This is a genomic window from Pseudomonas sp. WS 5010 (assembly GCF_012985565.1).
In the GTDB taxonomy this organism is placed as follows: Bacteria; Pseudomonadota; Gammaproteobacteria; order Pseudomonadales; family Pseudomonadaceae; genus Aquipseudomonas.
Genome location: NZ_JAAQWQ010000002.1, coordinates 557244 through 579839 on the forward strand (window position 1 = coordinate 557244; position 22596 = coordinate 579839).

At 58.1% G+C, this 22596-nt stretch carries 14 protein-coding genes; 8 read left to right on the top strand and 6 right to left on the bottom strand.

The annotated features are described in order from the left end of the window. Positions 1-1488: a Wadjet anti-phage system protein JetA family protein gene (locus tag HBO11_RS07260; protein ID WP_169951663.1), complete on the bottom strand. Its 1488-nt coding sequence runs from the start codon at positions 1486-1488 to the stop codon at positions 1-3. After that, on the bottom strand, positions 1470-2306 hold the full coding sequence (locus HBO11_RS07265) for a WYL domain-containing protein (RefSeq protein WP_169951661.1): 837 nt from the start codon (positions 2304-2306) through the stop codon (positions 1470-1472). Before HBO11_RS07265 ends, HBO11_RS07260 begins: the two co-directional genes overlap by 19 nt. A 439-nt stretch (positions 2307-2745) precedes the next feature. On the opposite strand from HBO11_RS07265, the gene HBO11_RS07270 reads away from it, so the two are divergent. Together HBO11_RS07270 and HBO11_RS07275 are read left to right on the top strand one after the other, a co-directional pair. After that, positions 2746-3444, top strand: coding sequence for a hypothetical protein (locus tag HBO11_RS07270; protein ID WP_169951659.1), 699 nt, complete (start codon positions 2746-2748; stop codon positions 3442-3444). Between the two features lie 172 nt (positions 3445-3616). Then, positions 3617-4387 (top strand): DUF6602 domain-containing protein, encoded by a 771-nt coding sequence (locus HBO11_RS07275; protein WP_169951656.1) that lies wholly within the window; start codon positions 3617-3619, stop codon positions 4385-4387. Between the two features lie 74 nt (positions 4388-4461). Here HBO11_RS07275 and HBO11_RS07280 read toward each other — a convergent pair whose 3' ends face one another. Then, positions 4462-5637, bottom strand: coding sequence for a tyrosine-type recombinase/integrase (locus HBO11_RS07280; RefSeq protein ID WP_169951654.1), 1176 nt, complete (start codon positions 5635-5637; stop codon positions 4462-4464). A 78-nt stretch (positions 5638-5715) separates the two neighbouring features. Here HBO11_RS07280 and HBO11_RS07285 point away from each other — a divergent pair, with 78 nt between their 5' ends. The 6 genes from HBO11_RS07285 (at position 5716) to HBO11_RS07310 (ending at position 14827) form a co-directional block, all read left to right on the top strand. Then, entirely contained in the window at positions 5716-6708 is a 993-nt protein-coding gene (locus tag HBO11_RS07285) for a DNA-binding protein (RefSeq protein WP_169951651.1), read from the top strand. 330 nt (positions 6709-7038) lie between these two features. After that, complete coding sequence (locus tag HBO11_RS07290) at positions 7039-10986, top strand: hypothetical protein (protein WP_169951648.1); 3948 nt, start codon at positions 7039-7041, stop codon at positions 10984-10986. A 469-nt stretch (positions 10987-11455) separates the two neighbouring features. Further along, positions 11456-11995 carry a hypothetical protein gene (locus HBO11_RS07295; protein WP_169951644.1) on the top strand — a complete coding sequence of 180 codons (540 nt, stop codon included), beginning with the start codon at positions 11456-11458 and terminating at the stop codon, positions 11993-11995. 3 nt (positions 11996-11998) lie between these two features. Continuing rightward, the gene (locus HBO11_RS07300) at positions 11999-13678 is read left to right on the top strand and encodes an adenylosuccinate synthetase (RefSeq protein ID WP_169951642.1); all 1680 of its coding nucleotides are present in this window, start codon (positions 11999-12001) and stop codon (positions 13676-13678) included. 3 nt (positions 13679-13681) lie between these two features. Beyond that, positions 13682-14332, top strand: a complete 651-nt coding sequence (locus HBO11_RS07305) for a hypothetical protein (protein WP_169951639.1) — start codon at positions 13682-13684, stop codon at positions 14330-14332. Positions 14333-14356: 24 nt separating this feature from the next. After that, complete coding sequence (locus HBO11_RS07310) at positions 14357-14827, top strand: NUDIX domain-containing protein (protein ID WP_169951636.1); 471 nt, start codon at positions 14357-14359, stop codon at positions 14825-14827. A 640-nt stretch (positions 14828-15467) separates the two neighbouring features. On the opposite strand, the gene HBO11_RS07315 is transcribed toward HBO11_RS07310, so the two are convergent. From HBO11_RS07315 to HBO11_RS07325, 3 genes are read right to left on the bottom strand one after another with little or no spacing between them, the layout of a single operon-like run. Continuing rightward, positions 15468-16409 carry an HNH endonuclease gene (locus tag HBO11_RS07315; protein ID WP_169951634.1) on the bottom strand — a complete coding sequence of 314 codons (942 nt, stop codon included), beginning with the start codon at positions 16407-16409 and terminating at the stop codon, positions 15468-15470. 2 nt (positions 16410-16411) lie between these two features. Further along, positions 16412-18712: an AAA family ATPase gene (locus HBO11_RS07320; RefSeq protein WP_169951631.1), complete on the bottom strand. Its 2301-nt coding sequence runs from the start codon at positions 18710-18712 to the stop codon at positions 16412-16414. Continuing rightward, complete coding sequence (locus HBO11_RS07325) at positions 18699-22520, bottom strand: hypothetical protein (RefSeq protein ID WP_169951628.1); 3822 nt, start codon at positions 22518-22520, stop codon at positions 18699-18701. Before HBO11_RS07325 ends, HBO11_RS07320 begins: the two co-directional genes overlap by 14 nt. Between the last annotated feature and the right edge of the window lie 76 nt (positions 22521-22596).

Genomic DNA, 22596 nt, shown 5'->3' on the forward strand with positions numbered 1-22596 from the left:
CTAATCCTTCTTGTCGGCTGGGGAGGGTTTACGCAGGCGAATCTCGAAGGACTGCGCCACTAGGTACGGGTGTTCGCTTGAGCCTTCTTCGTCGTAGATCACATCGAGACCAGGTATCTGCCTGCGGGCCTGCATGGCGGATGACGCAATTTTTGACTTCAAGGCTGTCGCCAGGCTGTTGAAGCTTTGGTAGGCGCGCAGATCTTCGATGCTTCCCACGGGCAGATCCTGGCTGCTGACCTTGTCGTGTTGGCCAAGGGCTGATTTGGCGTACGCACGCAGCTTTGCCGGGGTAATGCGTCTGCGTTCTTGTGCACGCCGCACCAGATTGCCGACTGCCCGCGTATGCTCTGAGAGCACCGCTTGTCGAAGGGCGGAGGGAGGAGGGCGTTGGTTTTCCTTGCGTTGTTGAGCAAGTCTCGATGCGGACAACAACCCGTCAGGCGCAAAGACCTGGGGCCAGGTGTCCTGAGGCCCCTCGAACCCGTCGTCCGGGCCCCTGGCCAGCAGGCCATCGATCGCCTGCCGTAGAAGATCATCAATCGGGCGAATGGACTGCAGTCGATACTGCAGGACGATCAATGCACGTTTGTTAGCACTCCTGACCTCATCGTCCAGCCGCTCCAGGTATTCCTCAACCCGATTCAGTTCCTCCAGGCGCCGAAGGTCACGTTCGAACGCCGAGTCGGCTTTGGCTTGATCTCCGTTGGCCAGGCGGGTGGTGTACCAATCCATGAGCCGGGTGCGGTGTTCTGGCCGAGTGGAAAGCTCCTCTACCGCTTGCAGAATCTGCGGACGCTTGGACAGTGGATGCTCCTGGGTGCGTAATTCCTTGTAGTCCCCGATGAACATGTTGACGACATAGTCGCGAAAGAATTTTCGCGCGTACTCGGCGGTTGTTCCCTGGGTCGAGATCGATGCCATCAGGTCACGAACGTTGGTGCCGGTGGTACGGATGTAGATCAGCAGATTCCGGCATTGCTCAGCAGCCTCGCGGAACAGGTCGCCACCTCCGTCTTCGTTCAGGACCTGGGTAATTAACGCATCGATGGAGCGGATTTTCCCGGACACGAAGACGGGGTCTTTGTCTGCAAAGTCGATGAGCAGGGTGAGCATCTGGCTGACGGGCGGCGCCATCGATATGGTTTGAGCCAGCCCGTATTTTTCAGTCCGAAACCAGCCTGCCTGCAACAAACGCCGGAAGTAGTTGGAGGCTCGTTGATCCAGGCTTAGGTCAGGATCGTCCCCTTCCTCAGGCTGCCATTTGGGCGCGTAGCGGATGTGGTCTTCGACGTCTTGGAGAATTTCGCGCTGTACGAACCCATGGCTGGGCGGGAGCGGCGCGTCCGGGCCAAATCGGCGACGATACAGGTAACAGAGAAGCGACCAGAATTCGTGCCGGTTGGGTGAGGCCAATGGGCTGAATAGCCGGTCGGGGATTCTTTCGAACAGCCTTGACCCAACACCACCTAGACTTTGAACATCCATTTTCGTAGATCCTCCATGTTCTCCACCGCCAACTGGAATTCGGGGGGCAACTGCTTGGAAGGATCGGTGGCTGCCCGCAAGTCCTGAATAAAATACGAAACCATTGCGGCACGGCACCGCTCCACGCGGGCGGCAGTACTTGAGAAGTATTCGAAGCGAATCATGTCCTGCTGTTCCTGGTTCAACCCCGGATGAGCGATCAATCGGACGTCGAGCAGGGTGTTCCAGGCCAGATCTTCGTTCGCCGTCCGCTCGCTGGGCATATCCAATAACTTGGGAGAATCAATCCGGCCGAGGGCAAAGTCTCGAAATTCTTGTCTGGTCGAACAGAATGCGCGGACGTGCCATCTGCGCCCTGCACGGATGACACTGTGTGGGGAGATCTTACGTTGGTGGGGTTTGGGATTACCCATGGATCGGTAATTGATTTGTATCTGGCGTGAGAGCTCCACTGCTTCTGTGACCTGGGCAAAGATGCGCACCGGAGGAACGGAAAGATCGGGAAAGGCATTCCAGAGCGTTCGTGCGTTGGACGACTCGCCTTGGGTGTGGGAAATGCCAACCAGAGATAAATACTGACCCAGTGACGCAGATGCATCGAGCTTGCTGCGGTAGGCCGCCGGGGTAGCTCGATAGCTGCGAGAAATAGTGTCCCACGCCATCCAGCCAGGGTGCTCATTGTGAAATTCACTTATAAGTTGGCTGACACGGGTGACTTTCATGCCCAGCAGCTCACGCAGACGTGCGTTGCCGAGCCGACCTCCCCATAGGAGAAGCGTTTTGAGTAACTCGGAACGCTGAATGGGTTCTTTGGACATAGGTACTGGCTTGCCTCAGAGCAGATAAAACAGTGATGGGAGCATTCTTACAAAAACTGTAGCTTACATTTATTGTAAATTACAATAAATGTAAGCTATTCCTTCATGAGGCACTGCCTCTGCTTCAGATGTCCGCTTCGGCGAGGAGAAGGCTGCAGTTGAACCAGCGCTTGAGCTTCATATCCAATGGCCGCACAAGGTCTTCTGGGCCTACAACTCTTTGCGCCGCGATTGACGGAGCCGCGAATAGCGCGCTTGCCGAGCGTCCACTACTGGTGGTGGACATTACTCACATGCAGCACGACGACCTGGTTCACGTTTGGAATGCGTCGTGAACGACAGATGCTCGCTCGGTGCCGTAAGAGCAACACCGTGTTAATTTCAGCGTTCTGAAAAATTGGCGACTAACCGGTGCCAGCGCTGGCGTCTGGTGGGAGAGATGATGGTGTTGAAATGGATGAGCAAGTGGTGGTCGACGGCTGGAGCGGGCACCACTTCGGAGGAAGGAGTTAATCGCGCTGGCCGCTTTGATCTGTACGTCAACGGTGCTGCACCACTTCCGATCGGCCGGTTTACGTCGTTGAAACAGGCCGAAGCCCGAGCCCAGGGTAGCTTCAAGGCCCAGCATTACCGAATCGTGGATACTCACACCGGGAAAGCCGAAGCCTTCAACTACAGGAAAACCTCACTGCTTCCGGAGGCGTTCCTCCAGGGAATTGACATTACAGGTCAGGTGACGTCTTCGCCGACGTTCATCCGCGAACTGCACGCCAGGAAGCCGATGCTCACTCAGCCCACGTTCTGTTGGCAAAACTGTTTGCTCACCATCTTGAGTCTTCAGGCCTCACATCCGCAGCTTCGCTATGCGCTGTCACTGATCCACCACCCGGAGGCGGGCGTCGAGGGGCATGCGCTGATCGAGCACGCAGGTCAATTTCACGATCCCACCCTGGAGCATCAGGCTTCACTCCGACCGCTGGTCACCTACCGGCTGCTGGAAGTACTGGAGCCTTCTCAGCTATTCGCGCAGATTCTTGCGCGATTTGGTGAAAACGGACTAAAGGAAATGCGCCAAGGCCAGCGGGCCTGGTCAAATTTCCGCGTGGATGCTTGCGGTTCTCGGATCTTCGATCTTTGAGTCCCGCGTGATTCCTGGAAGCCACTTCGTTGGCGCCGCAGGATGAACCGCTGCGGGTGTTCAACTGCCAGCGCGGCGGCGCCTCGTCGAGATGGTGCGCCATGCCTGCAATTGACGGGACATAGTCACCGGCAGCCGTCAGCTTTGCGACTTACCTTTAGAGGAGGATGGCATGAGCCATTACTTTGATCATGCGAGTCAGGAACTGTACAGCAAGATCGCCCAGGCCAAGGTGTACATCACCCGGCACAACCCGACCACTGGCGCACTGGCCGAAGCGGTACTTCGCCAGTTCCTTAAAGACCACCTGCCGGGGGCGGTCAGTGTGGAGCAGGGCTTCATCATCGACAGCGCGGGCGGCTTATCCAAGCAGTGCGACATTCTGATTTACGACTCGCACCGGTATGCCCCGTTCTATCGAGCAGGGGGGTTGGTTGTGGTGCCGGCGGAGGCGGTGATTGCCATTATCGAAGTAAAAACCTCGATCAACCGGGCCGGGTTTCATGAGGTGATTCGCTATTTCCAGAGCTTCCAAAGCCTGCGACTGCAGGCGAGGACATACTTGTTCATGTTCAACGCTCCGACGTTGGGGGCTGTCAGCAGGCACTTTCGCTCATTTCGCCACCCAGGCAACTATCAGGAGTTCGATCACGATACTTTCCAGTTCCTCCCGGACGAAATCACCGGTCTGGACCATTCCTACCATTTGCAGAGAGACATGGTTATCCACGACCGCGATGCCATGGGCTATCTCTCGTATTTCTACGAGGATCACGAAGGTACCGCGATCAATGCGCTGGAGCGGTTCTTCCTCTCAGTGTATGCCTGCGTCGAACTCCACCTGAGCCGTGGTCTGCCGGCGAATTTGTTGGTGCCGCGAGCGGCCTACCACAGCAGTACTCCCAGCAGGAACATTTTCGCCATCGACTTGTTCCCCATGTAACTTCAGGTGTACGCAGCACCTGCCTACGTGGCTTTATCTCTCCACCAGACCTATCGATCAGCGGCGCAACCGCCTCAGTCTCCCGCGTTCGTCATGGCTGACAAGCAGTAGGCGCTCGCCCCCTTTGACCCGGCTGCTGGTTCTGGCGCAGGTTCGCTCGCGACCGGTGTCGGTCCGAGGAGTTGACTGGCCCGACTGTCGAGCAGGGCGCCTGCCTGAAAGTAACCCATCACCGTGGTGACACTGCGATGTTCAGTCATGGCCATCACGTCGCCGAGCGGCACGCCCTGGCGCCCGGCCTCGGTGATAAACCCCGACCTTAAACTGTGCGCCGCCCAATCGCCGTCCAACCCGGCCAATTGGGCGCGGCGTTGGACAATGCGTGCGACTTGGTCCGCTGACAGCGCAGTGGTGCCGACCTTGTCACCTTTGTACAGCCGGCGGAACAGCGGCCCACTGTCAGCAGGTGCCGCCGCCAGCCAGGCAGCGAGGGCCTGCGCTGCCGGGCCGCGCAGCGGCTTCTCACGGCGCACCCCGCCGGTGTCGGTCTTGGTGGTGCCGAGGGCATACAGCCAGGTGTCGACATCCAGTTGGCGCACGTCGCCGATCTGCAGGCCGACCACCTCGGACCGCCGTCGACCGCCACCACTCCAGGCCAGCAACAGCAGGGCGCGATCCCGCACGCCGCGCACACCGTCGCTACAGGTGGCGAGCAGCGCCTGTAACGGCTCGAGCACGATCGCGGTTTTCTTGCGCACCGTCACACCCTGGCGCGATTGCGCCTTGCGCGCGTCGCGCAGCAAGGTCTTCAACGCCGGTTCTTCGCACGGATTGTCCCAGCCGTTGAGCCGATGCCATTTGCCGAGCACCGAAAGGCGGTGACTGACGGTATTGAAGGCCAGCGCCCCCAGTCCGCCCTTAACCCGGGCGGCCACCAGCGCCGCGTCGATCGCCGGCGGCAGCAGGTGCGCCCAGGTACCGTCGGCCAACGGCCGGGCCAAGTGGTCGAGGACGAACTGCACGGCCACGGTCGCGGGGAGTGGCGCATCGCCCAGCACGTGGCCGTAGCGCAGTTGCAGCCAGGCCGACCAGTAGGTCAGGGCGCTGCGGTAGCTGCGCACGGTGTTGGCCGCCGTGCCGGCGGCGAAAAACGCGGCCGCAGCGTGCTGGGCGTTTTCGGCGAGAACGTGCAGGTCCAGCGGCGATTCGTCGACCAAGGCCAACTGATCTGTAATTTCTATTACGTTCAACGTATTATAATTCCAGTATTTAAAAAATAACGTCGGATAATCTTTAATTATCAGATCTAAGATAGCCAGAGGTGAGACATGGCGATAGGGGTACCGGAAACCGACGTGTTTGCCGCAGCCGATGCGGTGTTGGCCCGCGGCGAGCGGCCGACGGTCGAGCGCGTACGCTTGGAACTCGGCCGGGGCAGCCCGGCGCGGGTTGGCACCTTGCTCGATCAGTGGTGGGAACAGTTGGCCGGGCGCCTGCGCGGCGAGACACGCCTGCCGGGATTGCCGGCGGAAGTGGCGCAGGCTTTTGTTGCCATCTGGCAGCAGGCAACCACGCTGGCCCAAGGCGTGGTTGAACAATCACTTGCTGGCCAGCGCCAAGTGCTGGCCGAAGAGCGCGAGCAGTTGGCGGCCATTGAAACCCGGGCCCGACTGGACGCCGCGCAGGCTCGCCAGCAAACGGCCGAGGCCCTGGCCGCCCGCAAGGCAGCTGAGACCCGGCTCTCCGACTTGGAGCAACTGTTAACCCAGCGCTTGACGCAGATAGACGACCTGCGCCAGCAGCGTGAGGAACTGCTCGGTCAGCGCGACGAGGCCCGCCAGCAACTGCAGGAAAGCCAGTTGCTGGCTGAGCAGGCGCGCCTCGAGCAGCAACGCTACACCCGCGACGTAGAGGACCGGGCGTTTCGCGAGATTGATCGGGCCCGCGAGGAAAGCAAAGCAGCGAGCGCCCAGCTTAAGGAGGTCAATGGCCGCCTGCAGGTCCAGCAGCAGACGTTGCTCGCCAGCCAGCGTGAATTCGCCGAGGCTCGCGAGCAACGCGCCACCGCCCAGACTCAAGTCCACGCCCTGCACCACCAGTTGGAGCAGAACCGCCAGGTGGGCGCTGACGCGGCTGAACAGCGCCACGACCTGCAGCAACGCCTGCAGCGCGCCGAAGCGGAGTTGGCCAGCGCCCGCGAACAGGCTGCGGCGGCGCAGGCCCGGGCCGAGACGTTGAGCGAACAGTTGGCGACGAGCAACAGTTATTCCGGATCGGAACGCCCACGGCGGCCCGGCAAACCGGCGCCAAAGGCTCGATGAGGCGCTGGCCAGCAGCAAGCGCTGGATACTACTCAAGCCCGTGCTATGGACCGGGACGTGAGTCGGGCAACCTTTGACAGGGTGCGGGAAGATCAAAAAAGGGAGGGGCTTTTGGTTGAACGCTGGAAAACGCCCAGTCGAGGCGTGGGGTCGTGACATGACCATCTAGTATGATGACGCCTCCTTCGCTGCTCGGTTCGTTTCGCAATGACAATAGCCCCTCTTGATCGGCTCATCTCGATATCCTCAGGACCTGAAGAGTACGCAGACGCCCAGCGGTTAAGTGATCTGGCAAATGCGCCCTACGTGGTTTTACTGGGAGCGCCCGGCATGGGCAAAACCGTAGCGCTCGAGCATTTTGCTCGCCAAGAGGCGGCATCCTGCGAGCCAGCTTTCTGTTTTAGCAGTGAAGACCTGGTCAGTGGGCACACCATTTTTATCGACGCCATTGATGAGGTCTCCATTCAGGAAGCCGTAAACATTGCGAAGGGCTTGAGGCGCACCCCGGCAGTGCGATGGCGAGTGAGCTGTAGGGCAGAGGATTGGAACGCGGGTGGAAAACTCAGCAGGGCGTTCGGCAGCGAACTGGCGGCTCTCGATGTTGCCCCCGTGGTGGCTCAGCTCCAACCGCTCAGTGAAGAGGAAGTCGTCGCCGTGTTGGGTGCGTTCGGCTGCTCAAATCCCGTGGCACTCCTTGCTACCCTCCAGGCGCTCCGCTCAACGCCGTTTGTAATGACACCGCTGGGGCTAAAATTTCTCATGAGTGTGAAGCCTGAGCGGCTGCCTTCCATCACTCGCTTCGAGCTGTACGAATCGGGAGCGCTGCACTTTGCAAGCGAGCACAATCTGACCAAGGCAGAAGACGTGCCTGGCGTCGCTCCTACACCCCATGTGGTCTTGGACTACGCCGGTCGCATCTTTCTGACCCTGCTTCTGGCGGGAAAACATGGACTGCAGCGATCGAGTCTGGCCGAGGGCACAACGCTTGCCACTCATGAAGCTGGCCTGGACGGCACCGATCGTGACATTGTCTTGGACACTGCACTGTTCATCAAAAAGGGCGAGGACTTCTTGCCCTTTCATCGCAGCATCCAGGAGTTTCTTGCCGGTCGGTATCTTGCCCGATTAGTGACCGGCGGCCTGGGTGGTGCGAGACTCCACATCGAACGCGCAGTGGCGCTCTTGGTGTCTGCAGATGGTTTAGCCTCAGAAGGCCTGAAGGCGCTGTATGCATGGTTCACGTGCCACCTGGTCAACGAGGGCGCGCTGCATGAAGCTAAACGACTGGTCGAGCGGGACCCAGAAACGCTATTGCTACATGGCGATGCGGCGAAGCTTCCCCTCGCTTCCCGACTCGTCCTGCTGAAGGATGTTGGATCACGCGATCCGTTCTTCCGATGGACTCCGGATCAGTGGGGGCCGGCACAGATCTGCACCGTGGGACTCATCACCCCCGACCTCTCGGAGATGGTCATTGACCTGCTGCAATCAGAGAACTCAGCGCACAGACTCAGCATGATGCTGGAGGCGTTATCCGCTGGTTCCCCTCTGGCAGGCACCGCCGAGGCCTGTTGGAGCATCGTGTTCCGGCAAAGCGCTGCGCAGTGGTGCCGCCAGGAAGCCGTTACGGCCTGGCTCCACTGTGCGGCGCCTTCTGTGGCGAGCATCTGGGCTCGGATCGATGAACTCCACGACGCTGGGGAACAGCAGAGCGGAAACTTGCGCACCATTGCGCAACTTTTCTGCGCTATCCCTTCGGGACAACTGGCTGTCGCTGATGTGGACAAGGTCTTGGCGAGCCTCCAAAGGGTCGATGAAGCACTCAGTACGCGGAGTAGACAGGAAGAGGGACGCGTTGCCGGCGTCGCATATTCGATCAGGGATATCGCTTGGCATGTGGCCGTACCTCACCTATGGCGACCGTTGATCCTCGATGTGCCTAAACGGTGGCGGCTCCAGGCTGGCGTTGACTCGCAGGAGCACAAATTCGCCTCGGTGCTCTGCATCGCTGTCATGTCGAGCCATGAGGTAACGGTGACTGAATTCGCTCACATGATGGTCGCGACAGGTCTAATCACCGGCGCCGAATCAACCTTCAAAAAGGCTGCCGAGGAATGGCTGACAGGTCGGAAAACTTTGGATGATGTACTGCAAGCGCTCCTTTTCGTCATGAATCAGGACGTAGCAGATAGCGGGTCGATGGCTATGGGGCTGCACGCGATCGGCTTGAAGGCAACTGACAAGCTGGTGAGCCAGATGCTGAACGCTGAGTTGCTCATCGCCAGCGTTGGCGCACAGTACGTCGGCCGACAGGTTTCCACCTGGACCCTCCAACGAGGGAAGCCGGCGCCGGTCTGGCTGGCCCCTTTGCTACACGAGAGTCCTGCCTCTGCCACTGTTGAAGCAGTCCTTGAAGGCGTTCGATTACACGCTGAAGAGGAGTTGGAGTTGCAAGCGCACCACTTGGATAGCGTTGAACACAGGCTGATCCGTCAGATAGCTGAATGGCAACTGAAGCCATCCTCGGTCGCAGCAGGAGAGGTCCAAGATGCTTTGTACTGGGGTGCGGAAATCTATTGTGGCAGTCGCCCCATCGCCTCCGTCCGCGTCAGTGGCATCGAAGCGCTCCAACAGGCATTCGGAGACTCGCTGGCACAGTCTGTCCTCATGGGGCTCGCTGGTGTGATGGCGACGGACGAGCAAGTGGAACACCGGGGGATTGTCACTGTGGCATCTGCCTCAATCCTCTTGGAGAGTGGGCAGGATCTCTCATCCGTACCGACGCCGCGCATCCTTCAGATCTTGTTCGCCGCGGGGTCGATGAGGGATGCGTATCTACAGACACGCTTGGAATCGTATTGTATTGAGCGCCTCAACCAATCGCTGACAGTGGATCCACTCCCTCTCCACCAGTTGGCAGACAGGAAGGATGTGAACTGGTCTTCGCTCTTGTACAAGCTAGGTGATCACGCAGCTCACTCAGCGCTACATGCGTGGGCAGCACAAGCAGCATTGCAGCAGCCCGATAGGCTGACGGGGCGCCTATTAGATAGCGTTCTTCGGCTGGCTGAACTCAACCTGGACGAGGTGGCACTGACACCACTGATCAATGAGGTCCTGCGCAGTTGGTCGGAGCAAGGCGATGCGGGCAGTGCTTTGACCACTAGCACCGATCCCCAGTGCGCTGACCGCCTTCGATGGACCTATTTCAGCGTCTGTCTGCGACCGGACTTGTTCAGTGGTGATTTCGTGCGAGCCCTAGCCAAGGCAGATGACTTCATCATTCACCGGGTCATCGTCGAAGGATACCCCCAGCGCGGCTACTGGCGCACGTCGCCGTCGACTCTAGCAGTTAGCTGCCTCTTGCTGCAGTTCCTGTTCCTGCGCACCCCTCTGATGCAGGGCTATTTCGAGCGACTGTGGCCAGACACTGTGAAAGTGCTGAAGGCCATATCGTTGTCGGAGGAACCAGGGGTCGAGGCGGCCCTCCTGGAGTTGGTCGCCCACGCCGAAGGCACTCGGTGGATTGACACAATCAGGCATGAACTTGAGCTCTACAGAAGGGATGTCCGCTCTCAAACTCAGAAGCTTGTCTCCCCAAGGGATCTGTCGAAAGTACTCGACGGTAAAGGCCCGGTCGATGCCCAGGATCTGAAGGCGTTAGTGCTGATTGTGCTCGAAGAAATTGCCGCCGACATGCAGCCCTCGCCGCACAACCCTTGGAAGCTCTTCTGGGACAACAACGCGCCGAAAGTAGAGAATGATTGTCGCGACGTGTTGGCCGGCAAGCTCCGGGACAAACTGGGCTATTTCGGTAGTTTTGAGGTCCTCTGTGAAGCGGCATCTTCTGGAGGGACGCGGGCTGACATGTTAATCACACACGGCAATTTGGCCGTGCCGATTGAAGCGAAACGGACGAATCATAGCCATCTTTGGTACGGGCATAGTGGTCAGCTTCAGACCTATTCGCTGGCGAACAGCACTGCGGGGCAAGGCATTTATGTGATCTTTTGGTTCGGTAAGGCTCTCGGTGTCACGCTCCCCCCGGCGGGTCCTAAACCGACTACTGCTGAAGCGTTGAAGGCTGCCTTGGAGAATCATCTGCCGCCAGAGCTGGTTACCACGACGTCGGTGCTGGTACTGGATGTATCAGATGCGGCGAAAGCGGCAAAACTGCGCAAGAACAGCGATCGTGACGAGGCGAGAGCCTCCAAGCCGCGAGCCCCCAAAAAAACCAGGAGTCGAGGAGCCGCGGCAGATTCAACACCGGGAAAGTAATGCATTAAAGGCCCCCTAGCTATCTCCGAGGAGGCTCCGCGTCCTGGAAGACGAGGGCAAGTGACGTCAATAGATGTCGTTCAATCGGGCCAACAAGGCCCGGCTAGCCTGCCAAACTCGTGCCCCACATAATCTGGCGTTGTGACACTCGTCATATTAATGAATTTTTCGTTCTTGCTGATCATTGCCATCGCTCCGCGCACGTTTCTGCCAACCTCATCCGCACCACGTTGTTTGACCCAAAACGCAAGCTCTCCAAGATCGTGGCTGAGAGGGTTTGTTAGTTTTGTTGATCTTGAAGAGTAGGGAAGGCAGTAGGTCTGCGTTCCACATCGTCAGTTGCGACAACGGTTCGCATTCTGAGTGATGAACTTATGAGATTGGGCGATTTTTTAAAAAATCGTATCCACCTGACTAACCAAGCTACGCTTCTGAAGACATCAAATATTTCAGACAGGGATCGTCATACGTGAAGCGACTACTTTTGATAAGTGGCCCGATGGCCAGTGGAAAAACATCAGTTTCTGCAGCTCTACAGGAATATTTTGAGTTTTTGCCAATCAGCAGTGGTTCGTTTTTGCGAGGACAGCTAGTTGCCCGGAACGAGCGATGTGACCGTCATAACCTTCAGGAATTCGGCGACAGTCTGGACAGGTCCACCAATTTTTCCTGGCTCATAGAATCAGTGGCAAAGCCGGCAATTCATAGTCAACCGGATGTAGACAATTGGTTGCTTGATGCTGTCCGCAAGCCCCGACAGTTGGAGTTGTTCAGGCTCAATTTCGGGGGTGCGGTGATGCACGTTCACATTGTCGCGGCGGAGTCTGTTTTGCAGAAAAGATACGCTGAGCGTGGCCCAAGTCATCTGGCGGAGTATCAGGCAAGCGTGGGGCATCCCAATGAACAAAGTGCGCGTTCGCTAGGAAGAATGGCGGACAAGATTTTTGATACCGGAACACATACTGCCGCTGAAATCGCAAGTCAGATAATGGAACTCTGGGAGAAGTAGCGCATGGAGACTCGGCAGATCGTAGTGATCAGTGGAAAAACCTGTAGTGGCAAAAGTGAGTTGGCTCATCTATTGGAAAAGGAATTCAACTTCGTTGTGGTTCGTGATCGCCGAGAGCTTCAAGATGCCGAGTGGAGCTTCAGCATGGATCAGCCTACGTTTATTGATCGACGACGAGAGCTGGACGATACCCAGCATGCACAGTGGATGCTCGTTGAAACAAAGGAAATTTGCGCGGATGAGCAAGATGACCGGCCATTGGTCGTAGATCATCTGGATACGCTGGCGCAAGTACTGCAGTTTCGAGAGACCTTCGGTGCAAATCTGGTGCATGTCCACCTTTATGCGAGTGACAACACGCTTCAGGAGCGCTACGGAAAAAGAGTTGAAGGTGAAACTAATGTTGCGCCTTATGACCAGGTCAATCAACTCATAGACCCGGAGGAGATCAACGCGCTCAAGGAAGATGCAGATGTTCGTATATACACAGAACGCTCTGACTCAAAGGACACCCTGGTACGGGTAGCCGCCCGCTTGCACCTATTCACACCGCCCGAAATTAGATGCGTGGACGTTCTCATCGGCGGGCAGTATGGAAGCGAGGGGAAAGGAAACATCGTTGCCTACCTGGCTCGTGAATATGATGTGATGGTTCGGGTCGGGGGGCCCAACGCAGGGCACACCGTGGCCAGTTCCGCCGGCCCCTACACATATCACCATCTGCCCTCAGGATCGCGTGATGTGACCGCGCGACTGCTCCTTGGCCCCGGCATGACTATCCGATTATCGGGACTCCTAAAGGAGATCGAGGAGTGCGGTATCGACGTTGACCGGTTGTTCATCGATCCTCAGGCCACCATCATTGAAGACGAAGACATTGAAGCGGAGAAAGCGCATTTGGTTTCAACCATTGCGTCTACCGGAAGTGGGAGTGGAGCTGCGGCCGCAAGACGCATTTTGAGCAGAGGTAAAACAACGATTAGGCTTGCCCGGGACGTCGAAGAGCTCCGTCCATATGTTGGCACTCCGGGGTGTTATCACGGCTCCACTTCAGACAGGCTGGAGGAGGCGTACCGCAATGGTCATTCCATCCTGTTGGAGGGAACACAGGGTAGCGGATTGAGCATTTTTCACGGCGAGTTCCCCTATGTGACGTCGAGAGACACCAACGTTGCAGGATGCCTTGCAGAGGCAGGAATATCGCCCAGCAGAATTCGTAAGATCCTCATGGTTATTCGGCCAATGCCAATTCGAGTGGGCGATCCTGACGGAGATAGTGGCCACACATCTGGAACTCTTAAGCTTCCAACGACCTTCGATGAAATTGCCGAATTCGCGGGTCTCGAAGCCGAAGTTTTAAACGCTGCTGAGAAAACATCTACAACGCGCCGCAACAGACGTGTCGGCTGGTTCGAGTGGGATCAGTTCCGGAACGCGTGCGCGCTGAACGCTCCCACCGACATCGTACTGACATTTGCGGATTACCTTAAGTCAACGAACAGTAAGGCACGTAGGTTCGAGCAGCTCGATCCAGACACGATCAAATTTGTGGAGGAATTGGAGCGCGTTTCCCAAGCACCTGTCTCGCTGATAAACACTAGGTTTTCCCGAGATCCAGATGCCAGTGATCTACGATCTCTCATCGATCGGCGCAATTGGACTGCACGCTCTGGCAGGAGATGACAGATGAACTTGGAGAAACTGATCGAACTATACCCTCGGGTCTACCATATGGCTGAGCGCGGGGCATGGGAGAGCATTCAAGACCGTGGGCTGATGAGTACTAGCGCTGTCCTTGATCATCTTGAAATAGAAGGTGGCGAACGCGCACGGTTTGAAAGCGAGCATCGTGGCGAGAAAATGGATGTAAAGGCAGGTCATCCTTCTAACATTGTGCTTCGTGATCAGAAGCCGATGCCCGAGGGCCGGTTGTTAAAGGCTCTCACGAATGGGACAACGCCAAAGCAGTGGTATGAACTGATCAACGACAAGGTCTTTTTCTGGGTCGAAGAGGAACGATTGCATCGTCTGCTCGGTGCACGTGATTACCGCAAGCTCGAACACGATGTTCTGACGCTGAACTCGGCGGCCTTCATTCCCGCCTATGTTGAAAAAATATGGCTGTGCCACATGAACTCGGGCAACACATGGCCAATTCCGCATCGTCGCGATACGGAGATCTTTCGTAGAGTTCCTGATTACCCTGTGAAGCGTTCAGGCAGGCCGGCTAAAAATGTTGTCGAGCTGGTTGTCGATTACTCCGTTCCCGACATTGCTGACTATGTAGTGGAAGTTCGGCGTATGAAGGGCAGTGAAGTACTGGAAGTCATTCGTTAGCGCTATCTATCCATCGGGGGAGTTATGCTGCGACGCCGTTTAGCTTCCCGAATCATGCTTGTCAGTCCCTCCCACCGACTGTTGCTTCTTAGGATCCACTACAATACTGGGGCCTTGGCGGGGAAGAGCTACTGGGCGACCCCTGGTGGAGCACTGATAGGTGATGAGTCTTTTGAGGCAGCGGCAGTGCGTGAGCTTCATGAGGAGACCGGCATCGATGCTCAGTCCATTGGTCGCTGCGTGGCACGCAAGGAGTTCCTCTGGCAAATGTCGGACGGAGAGCACGTGCTCGCGGTCGAAAATTATTATGTGGTGCATGCGGATGCCGAACATTGCTCGACTACAAAATGGAGCCCCCAGGAGCGCGACGCTGTATGTGAAATAAGGTGGTGGTCAGAAAGTGAGCTAATGGCTAGCACCGAAGAAATTCTGCCACCTGATCTGCCGATCTTGTTTGGCCAAGCCTTACTCATGGAACCTGATAAATCCGTCTAGGTTAGAAACGGCTTTGCTTAATGGGCGCGCGAACCCCGCGTAAGCTCTCCATTCGGCGTTAGGTCATACAAGGAAGAGACCATGACACAGCTGGTCTGCGGTAAGGCCGTGGGTCAACCGGCAGAGGATGACCATGACCGTGTTCTTCTGCGCGAGCCAAGTGTGCTCGCAAGGCAATACCGCCCTGCGATGGACATCTTGTGTTAGGGCGATGGCATCGTTGATGCGCCGGACACCTGACCGTCCTCAGCTGTGTTTCGGGCAGACTGTTGCCTCGTCGCGGCCCACGCACATACGCCGTCCAGCAAACCGCAAGTCTCGCCCAGCACCCGCCAGCTATCGCCCGCCAGCGCTGTAGGGCAGAGTTTTAACAGGTGGGCATGGGGAGGTTCGCCACGTTTTCCTCCCGCTGGCGGCCGCCACTCACGCCTAGGACTGAACGCGGCTCCAGCCAAAACGTGCTTGACATTCTGACCTGTTCACGCTCCAGGTGTCCACATTCCATGGATCGTGGACAATTGGAAAACGGGAAAACTTATCTGTAAAGCGCTGATCGCTTGCCGCGTGTCGCGCCGGTGGCACCGGCTCTAGCGTACGACGTCGGCCGGCCTCGCATGGCGTCCGCCGCATGAGCCCCTTCTTAATGGATGAAGCGAAGCTTAAATTGCTCTAGCCAAGCATTGGCCATAGTGGCATACGGCGCCTCCGGCGCGGTGGCCGCCTTGAGCTCTGCAAGTAGTCGGTCACGCAGCAAGCGCAGGCGTGCACTGACGCGGAACGCTGGCGTACCGATCAGCCGATGCTGGACCGCGGGCGTCTCCAGGTCGGCGATCGTTTCTGTCAGCTCGATAACCAGGTCGCCCAAAAACTCCAGCGCCCGCAGTAACCGGTTTCGGTCTTCAAAGAGTTTGAGTCGGTTCAACCCATAGGTCTGTATCGAGACTGCTCCGCGCGCTTGCTGTTGCGGATTGCCAACGGGCACGAGCAGACCGGTGGGCAGGGCGGGATCGATGATGTGCATCAGATAGGTGGCGGGATCATCTTCGCAAGGATTGATGAGCAGTGGGTGCTCCCTGGAAAAGTCGGTTGCCTCCGCCGTGGACCGCACGCCGGTATGGGCCAGAGGGAAGCTGTCATGCTTACCCGACTGGCGCCAGCTGATCGAGGCCGTGGAAGCAAGGACACCGAGGCTGGTCGAAGCCTCAACGATTCTCTGTCCACGTTTCCGATTGCAGTCGATGCAAGAGGGCAGCAGGTTTTCCCATTGCATGGCGATCCACCAATACCCGCCATGGGCTGGTTCTTCCGATACGCCCCCCTTGGGTCGGTAGTGCTCAATATCCACCGGCGCCGAGGCCGCGTAGAAGGTCTCACAATAGGCACACTTACCGTGGAATAATTGGTCCAAGGCCGTACGCACATCATCCTTTTTGTAGGCGGCGTACTCGAAGCTCTTTTTCGTTGCACCTGCCAGAATCGGGCGGGCGATGTGCGTCCTGGCACGGATCAGCTCTGCGGCACCGCCTCCGCCTGGCTGCAACGAAGCCGGTGCGGCAACGGAGGCGCGATGAACACGGCGCATGATCAAAACCTCTCCAGCGCAGCCAATATTTCGTCCTTCGCCTCTCGACGTAATCTGCGCAGTGTCTGGCTGCTCGCGATACGTCGCTTGGAGAGATATTCCGCTACGGCCTCTTGGATGATCTGGTGGACTTCACTCGAACCGATTGGTAGCGCGCTAGCTATGTCGTTGCGAAAGCTGTTTAACACCCGCTCATCCTCGGCAGTTAGTACTTCACCTCGAGCACGAGCACCGACCAAATCGGCGATCATGGCCAGCCGGCGGTCGGTATGCGCATCATCGGTGGAGAGCATCTGGAAGAAGTCCGATGTCAACAGCTGTTCCAGCCGCAGGTTCGCCACCGAAGGCAGCCCTTCCATGCTCTCAATGATTATCGGCAACTGGCTTTCAACCTGGCTTTCCGACGTCGGAATGCGCTGCAACACCGCCACTTCTCCGTCCTCCATGCCGCGCAGGCACAGTGGATCATGGGTGGTCACGATGAACGTGATATTGGGCAAGGCAGCACGCAGGCGCGACATCACCTGGACCTTCCAGCGCGGATGCAAGTGAGCCTCGATTTCGTCGATCAGCACAACCCCGCGTGCCGACTGGAAGCTTTCGAATTCAGGGTAAACGGCAGGGCTCATGAGCCCTTTCATGATGTCGCAGATCATCGCCAGCATTGACCGGTAGCCTGACGACACCGCATGAAAGGGCGTGCGGTTGTACCGTGTCGTACCGTCCAACTCCGTTACTGCGGTGACCACCCGTAAGTCGCGGCTTCCCGGGTTGCGTTGGATGACGTCGAAATCGCCCTCCACGGCGAGCACGTCACGCAGCGTGCGAATCACCATGTCGAACCTGTCTTGCCGCAGCGCGATCAGCCACGGCTCGGGATTGGGCAGCATGGTGCCGTCGAACAGATTACGGACATGCGCATGGGTGGTGGCGCGCGGGCTGGTGCGGGTGAATCGACGAAATGCACCGTAAGCGAAAACCGGGACCTGCTGGTTGCCCAGACTGCTCTCGTGAAGGTGGGTATGGTGGTCAATGCTCAGTGTCACCCAGTGTTGATTGGTCAGACCGATGCGGATTTGGGCGTGGCCCGCTTGATAGCTCCGCTCAATCCCGAGCTGCGAGGGATCGATGACCAAATCGGACCACGGCACGGCCAGGGCATTGCGCACCGCCGCCGGCACGAGCGTCAAGGCGATAGCCTCAAGAATGGAGCTCTTGCCGGTCGCATTCTCCCCCAGTATCACCAGAGACGGTACAGGCTTGATCTTGCCATCTGCGGTACGCGCCGAGTGCTCCTTGAGGTTGAGCTCCAACTGTTCAATGGCTTTGAAGTTGTTGATCTGGATCGCGCAGACGGAATCTTTAGCCGGGTTCGGGGCCATGGCCCGCCTGCCGCTTGCCCGGAGTCTTATGTCCTCGCGCCGCAGCGTGAGCAGCGATTGCTCGAAGATTGCCGCGGCGTCGGTCGATTGCGCCAGTCGTTGGAGGGCGGGCGCTATCTGACTGGCGGAGAGGTTGCGGGCTATTCCGGTCATCGGGACATGGTTAAGCAGGCGGCGCAACAGCAGATACCAGGTACCTCCGAACTCTAGATCGGTAAAATCCAAGATCGGTTCAATGCCGGCTTGGCTTGAGGCTGCGAGGAACGCCTGAAGATCATCCAGGCGCGATTCATAGGTGTGGTAGCGCTGGTCGCGCCGTTCGGACCTATTCAGGTCAAACGTATAGATGGTCGCTTCACCGCGGGGTGTGCCGGGGAGCAACTCACCGTCCAACGTCGGGATAAGGTGCTTGGTAAACTGTGGTTCCTGTGCGGGATCCAGCAGTTGCGCACGCTCATTGGGCGCGCCCCAAGACCATATCCCATTGCCTCTGGCGACGTAGGTTTGCACCTGCTCGACGCTAGGCAGCGGGCAGCGTGCTCCGCGGACCGGAAAATGGGGTTCAATCGGCACGCAGCCAGCGCAGATGGGTAGCAGGTTGTGCCAGGCATCCGCCAGCCACAGGTAGTACAAGTGGGCATCACTTGACTTGGCCAACGGCAACGCGTTGCCGACCGGGCGGAACCGGTAGACCTGCAGACCATCGCTGGCCTCGCAGAACGCGCACCGATGCCCACTCATGGCGGCGAGTGCATCCCGCAGCTGTGGCTCTTCTGAGCTATACCCGATCACGGGCACGCTGGTTTGCGCCCGACGTTCAGGACCCAGCTGCCAGAACTCGAGCATCGCTTTTCGCGATGCCTGAGCCTCCGGAGACATAAGGACGGTGGGCGGCTGGTCTGGGCGCTCAATGCGTTGCATGGGAGGCTTCCGGCAGGGAACTGTTGACGGTGCCTGGTAGAACGAGTCGCTTAGCTGCTCGGGCGACTTGCGCTACGCGCCACGGCTGCATGTCTCCGTCAGCTATTGCGCGCTGTCGGGCACACGAGCGCATGTAGGCGCGAAAATGCGGAGCGGGGTGTATGTCGGCCAGCTCGAGAATCGCGCGATAGGTCATCTCACTCGGCAATTCGCTGAGCATACTAAATAGACGCTCTCGTGCATCTTGCGCATCGTCGCGAAGCGTTGGGGAGTACACCCCTTTGCCCGTGCGGTCCAGATCATCCGCGACCCTAACCACGCCGTGAACGAGCAGGTACAAGTCCTTCAAATAACTGGGCATTTTGAAGGTGCCGATGCTTTGTACCGCATCTCGTCGTCCGCCCAACAGCGCCACGCTAAAGACCTCGCCAAACAGCGCGTTGTCCTGGGCGGAGCCCTCCTTGACTAGCACCTTCAACGCTGGGAGTGAACGAGTGGGATCTACGTCTGTTCGAATCGCGTGCCAGACAGGCCTTTGTTCTAGTGGTGTTGCAGGGTCGGCGAGTTTCTCCGTGGCCAGCACGGCAATGTCTGCGGCCTGAATGCCACCGGCGGTCATGATGACGCGGCTGTAACGCAGGCAATCGTGATTCAACACCTGGTATTTCGAGAGCCAGCGATAGAGCGTAGACGCCAAATCAGCGTGGAGCCCCGGTGCGTGGTAGACCAGGTCGTGCAGTACATAGTAGGAGGGCTGTGCGGCGACACTGGTGGAAAGCTCCCACTCGATTTCCGGGCTGAGGATCTTTGCCGCCGCGGCGGGGTGGAGTCGATAGAGCGCTTCGAACCAGCGAGGAAAGCCATTGATCTCCCAAAGCGCATAACGCATTGCCGACTCCACCTCAGCGTCGCTCAGGCGGGTAACGGCGTCTTCGTTTTCGAGCTCAATATCAAGGCCCGCCAAACCGAACACGACCGCGTATGGAATACTATTGGGTGCCGCTCCCTCCGATCGCGTTCGTGGCTGATAGCCACGCCAAAACCCGGTAGTGGCATCCCGGTAGGCTTCGGCCACCTCGGAGCCGAATTCCGGAATCAACACCGTCCAGTTACTGCCTTCCGATCGCTTCGACAGCCCGCGGCCTTCCCGAATATGTTCTAGCAGGTGCGCTTGGATACTGCTTATTTCATTCGCTTGCAACACCGGGGAGCGGCGGACGATAGCGGGGTTTGCCTTCAGATCGGCGACAAAGGCGTCCCACTCTTTACGCTCTTTGGCCTGCCGTCGCGCATGCTGCTGCTGATAGCGTCTTTCCTGTGTTTGATATTGCAGCGTCGCCGGATCAGGCGAAGGATTGAGCATGATCTGTAGGGTCGCCTGCAGCGCTGGCGAGTGACCCGTTGCAGTCAGCAGTTGATCATGCCAAGGCTGAGGCTTGCCATTTTCCGTGTAGGTGCGGTGCGCCCGAGCAAGGGCCACATACTGGTCATCTACCAGCGGCCGCTCCTGTATCCAGGCCAGGGTTCTGGGGAAACTGGCCGCATCAAACGCCCAGAAATGTCCGGGCCAAGTCACCGGCCAATCATCTTTGAGACTCTGGCCAGTCTGTGCTTTCTGCCCGCGGCACTCCGCAACGGTCCACCAAAACAGCGCATCATTCAACTCATGCCATTCTGGAATCAAGGCGGCCAATGTCTGCTTCTCACCCTGGATTTCCTCGCCATGCCAGTCCATCAACGCGGGGACAGCCGCCAGGAGCGCCAGCGACGTCGGGGACAAGGCGGCCGGTGCGCGCCGTTTGATGAGCTGTTCAATGCACTTTAAGGCGATTGGCATCAGCCAGTGAAACGCCTTCGACACCGAGCATTCACCACGCTCAAAATGCGGTTCCCGCTTCAGGTACGCAAGCAAGCCGTCAGCAAACCTGTGCAACAGGTCGGCTGGATCGGGCTGTTCGGTGAGGTCCAGGCGCTGAACGAACTCGGCCAAATTGATGGCGAGCCCAGTGGAATCGTACCGTTCCTGCTTGCTCGATCGGGAGAGCGTTTTCAGAATAAGATCGAGTGATTCCAGCAGGGGCGGCGCATGCGCGACCAACTCTGCAAAAATGACTCGTGGGATCGATCCCTCTGCGCTTAAGATCGCTTGCCATAGTTGAAGAAATCGCCCCACGCCAGCCAGGCTAGCTACCGCTCTCACCGACACGAGTCGTGCATACACGCCACGGGCTGGATCTGAGGCGATGCTCGCCAATGGCTCGACGCATTGGCTCATTTTCCCCTGCCAGACCAAGCGCCCCAGAATGAACATCACATCGTCATTCCCGACGTGCTTTTCAATCAGTTTGAGCGTGAGGGGTTCCAGATCTGGACGAGCGATTCTCACGATAGCGGAGTTATCCAGTCCCTGAAGCGAAGAGGTCACGTCAGTGATGTGCTCGATCACGCGCGACAACGTCTCTTCACGCGCCGTGAGGGGCAAAGCGGCCGCGTCGCCACCCTCGAGGACCACTTCAGGGTACTCCGCAATGATACGGTCTCGGATAGCCCCATCGAACAGAATCAACCAGGGCAACAGCGGGCGCAGTCGCGAACTGAGAACGGTAGTCCCGTAGCGTGAGCGAAAGAGCCATTGGTCTATGTGGCTGCGGTTGGCTTCACTGCCCAGTCGATTGCTGATCCAGCGTGCCGCCAACAATTCTCGGATCTCGCGATGGCGAAAGCGGACTTCGCCGTAGACCGGCTCGCCAAAAATCCCACTGGTCAACAACGTGCTGAGCTCTAAGGGAGACCAGTCTTTGAGTAAATCGCCCGGCTGGATGGCCTCATCGGTTGCTGTCCCTTGCAACCGCAAATTTGAAACACCCGTCAAAACGACGCAGAGGGCCAATAACTGCGCGCCTTCCTCCATGCGAGGCAGCGTGAGGGAGGGGATGTTCGAGGCGGCTTGGCTCAACTGGCGCCTCACACTTTCCTGCAAGATCGTTAACCGGTCAGCAAGGGCATGTTCGACATTCCAAGTGCCGATAAGGTCGCGTAGGTCAAACGGCAGTCGAGCCAGGGGGAAGAGGTTACCTCGCTCTAATTCCTCCAAGAACAAAGTCGTGTCCGATACACCGCTGTATTCGGCAAATGTCCGGATATCCTCCGTCTCAAGCGAGGTTAACTGATAGAGTTGCAGGGCGGGTAGTGGGTTTTCGGTGGTGGTCGCCGAGTAGCCGTCGCTCAATACCTGCGTGTCCGTCACGGAAGCGTTGGATGCTTGGCGACTCAGTTCAGTCGTTTGGTTGTCAAAAGGAAGCAGTTCTTCGAGCAGCGCGCGGTCGCGCTGCGGCCGCCAAGCATAGGGTCGGCTCGACACATAGACGTGTGCGCGCTGGCCAGCCAGTCCAACCCGGCTGGCAAAGCTGCGCAAGGCCTGCTCGAACGCCCGTGCCTCCGTCAGGCGGATCTCATCTACAGAGTCGAGAAAGAACCAAGCTTCATCGGCACCGTCCAACCAAGCTGCGAACGCCTCCGCTGTGCCCACTTCAAAGGCTGTCTCAAAGCTGTTCGTGAGGTCTTCGATGCGAATGAAGAACGCCGCCCGTCCGCGATCACTCAAATGCCGGGCCGCCCATTCCAATTCGTAGGTTTTGCCCGCCCCGGCCTCAGCAAGAATAACCACACGATAGTCGTAGAAGAGCTCTTCCCATGTGGTCAATTCCCCTTGCGCAACACCGAGCCACATTTCTCCCAGTGGGCGATCGTCTTTCTGATAGGTTTCTGGAATGAGTCGGAAACGTCGATTGAGTGGTACTGGAGGCATAGCGTCCCTGCCGAAAAGGGGGAGATGTTTATCCGCTTGGCGCGCTGCGTGAAGGGCCGTTGGTCCTTGACAGCTG

Bases quoted from the DNA above. Each gene is read 5' to 3' on its own strand.
- HBO11_RS07260 (WP_169951663.1), bottom strand. From the start codon at position 1,488: ATGGATGTTCAAAGTCTAGGTGGTGTTGGGTCAAGGCTGTTCGAAAGA.
- HBO11_RS07265 (WP_169951661.1), bottom strand. From the start codon at position 2,306: ATGTCCAAAGAACCCATTCAGCGTTCCGAGTTACTCAAAACGCTTCTC.
- HBO11_RS07270 (WP_169951659.1), top strand. From the start codon at position 2,746: ATGATGGTGTTGAAATGGATGAGCAAGTGGTGGTCGACGGCTGGAGCG.
- HBO11_RS07275 (WP_169951656.1), top strand. From the start codon at position 3,617: ATGAGCCATTACTTTGATCATGCGAGTCAGGAACTGTACAGCAAGATC.
- HBO11_RS07285 (WP_169951651.1), top strand. From the start codon at position 5,716: ATGGCGATAGGGGTACCGGAAACCGACGTGTTTGCCGCAGCCGATGCG.
- HBO11_RS07290 (WP_169951648.1), top strand. From the start codon at position 7,039: ATGGGCAAAACCGTAGCGCTCGAGCATTTTGCTCGCCAAGAGGCGGCA.
- HBO11_RS07300 (WP_169951642.1), top strand. From the start codon at position 11,999: ATGGAGACTCGGCAGATCGTAGTGATCAGTGGAAAAACCTGTAGTGGC.
- HBO11_RS07305 (WP_169951639.1), top strand. From the start codon at position 13,682: ATGAACTTGGAGAAACTGATCGAACTATACCCTCGGGTCTACCATATG.
- HBO11_RS07310 (WP_169951636.1), top strand. From the start codon at position 14,357: ATGCTGCGACGCCGTTTAGCTTCCCGAATCATGCTTGTCAGTCCCTCC.
- HBO11_RS07315 (WP_169951634.1), bottom strand. From the start codon at position 16,409: ATGCGCCGTGTTCATCGCGCCTCCGTTGCCGCACCGGCTTCGTTGCAG.
- HBO11_RS07320 (WP_169951631.1), bottom strand. From the start codon at position 18,712: ATGCAACGCATTGAGCGCCCAGACCAGCCGCCCACCGTCCTTATGTCT.
- HBO11_RS07325 (WP_169951628.1), bottom strand. From the start codon at position 22,520: ATGCCTCCAGTACCACTCAATCGACGTTTCCGACTCATTCCAGAAACC.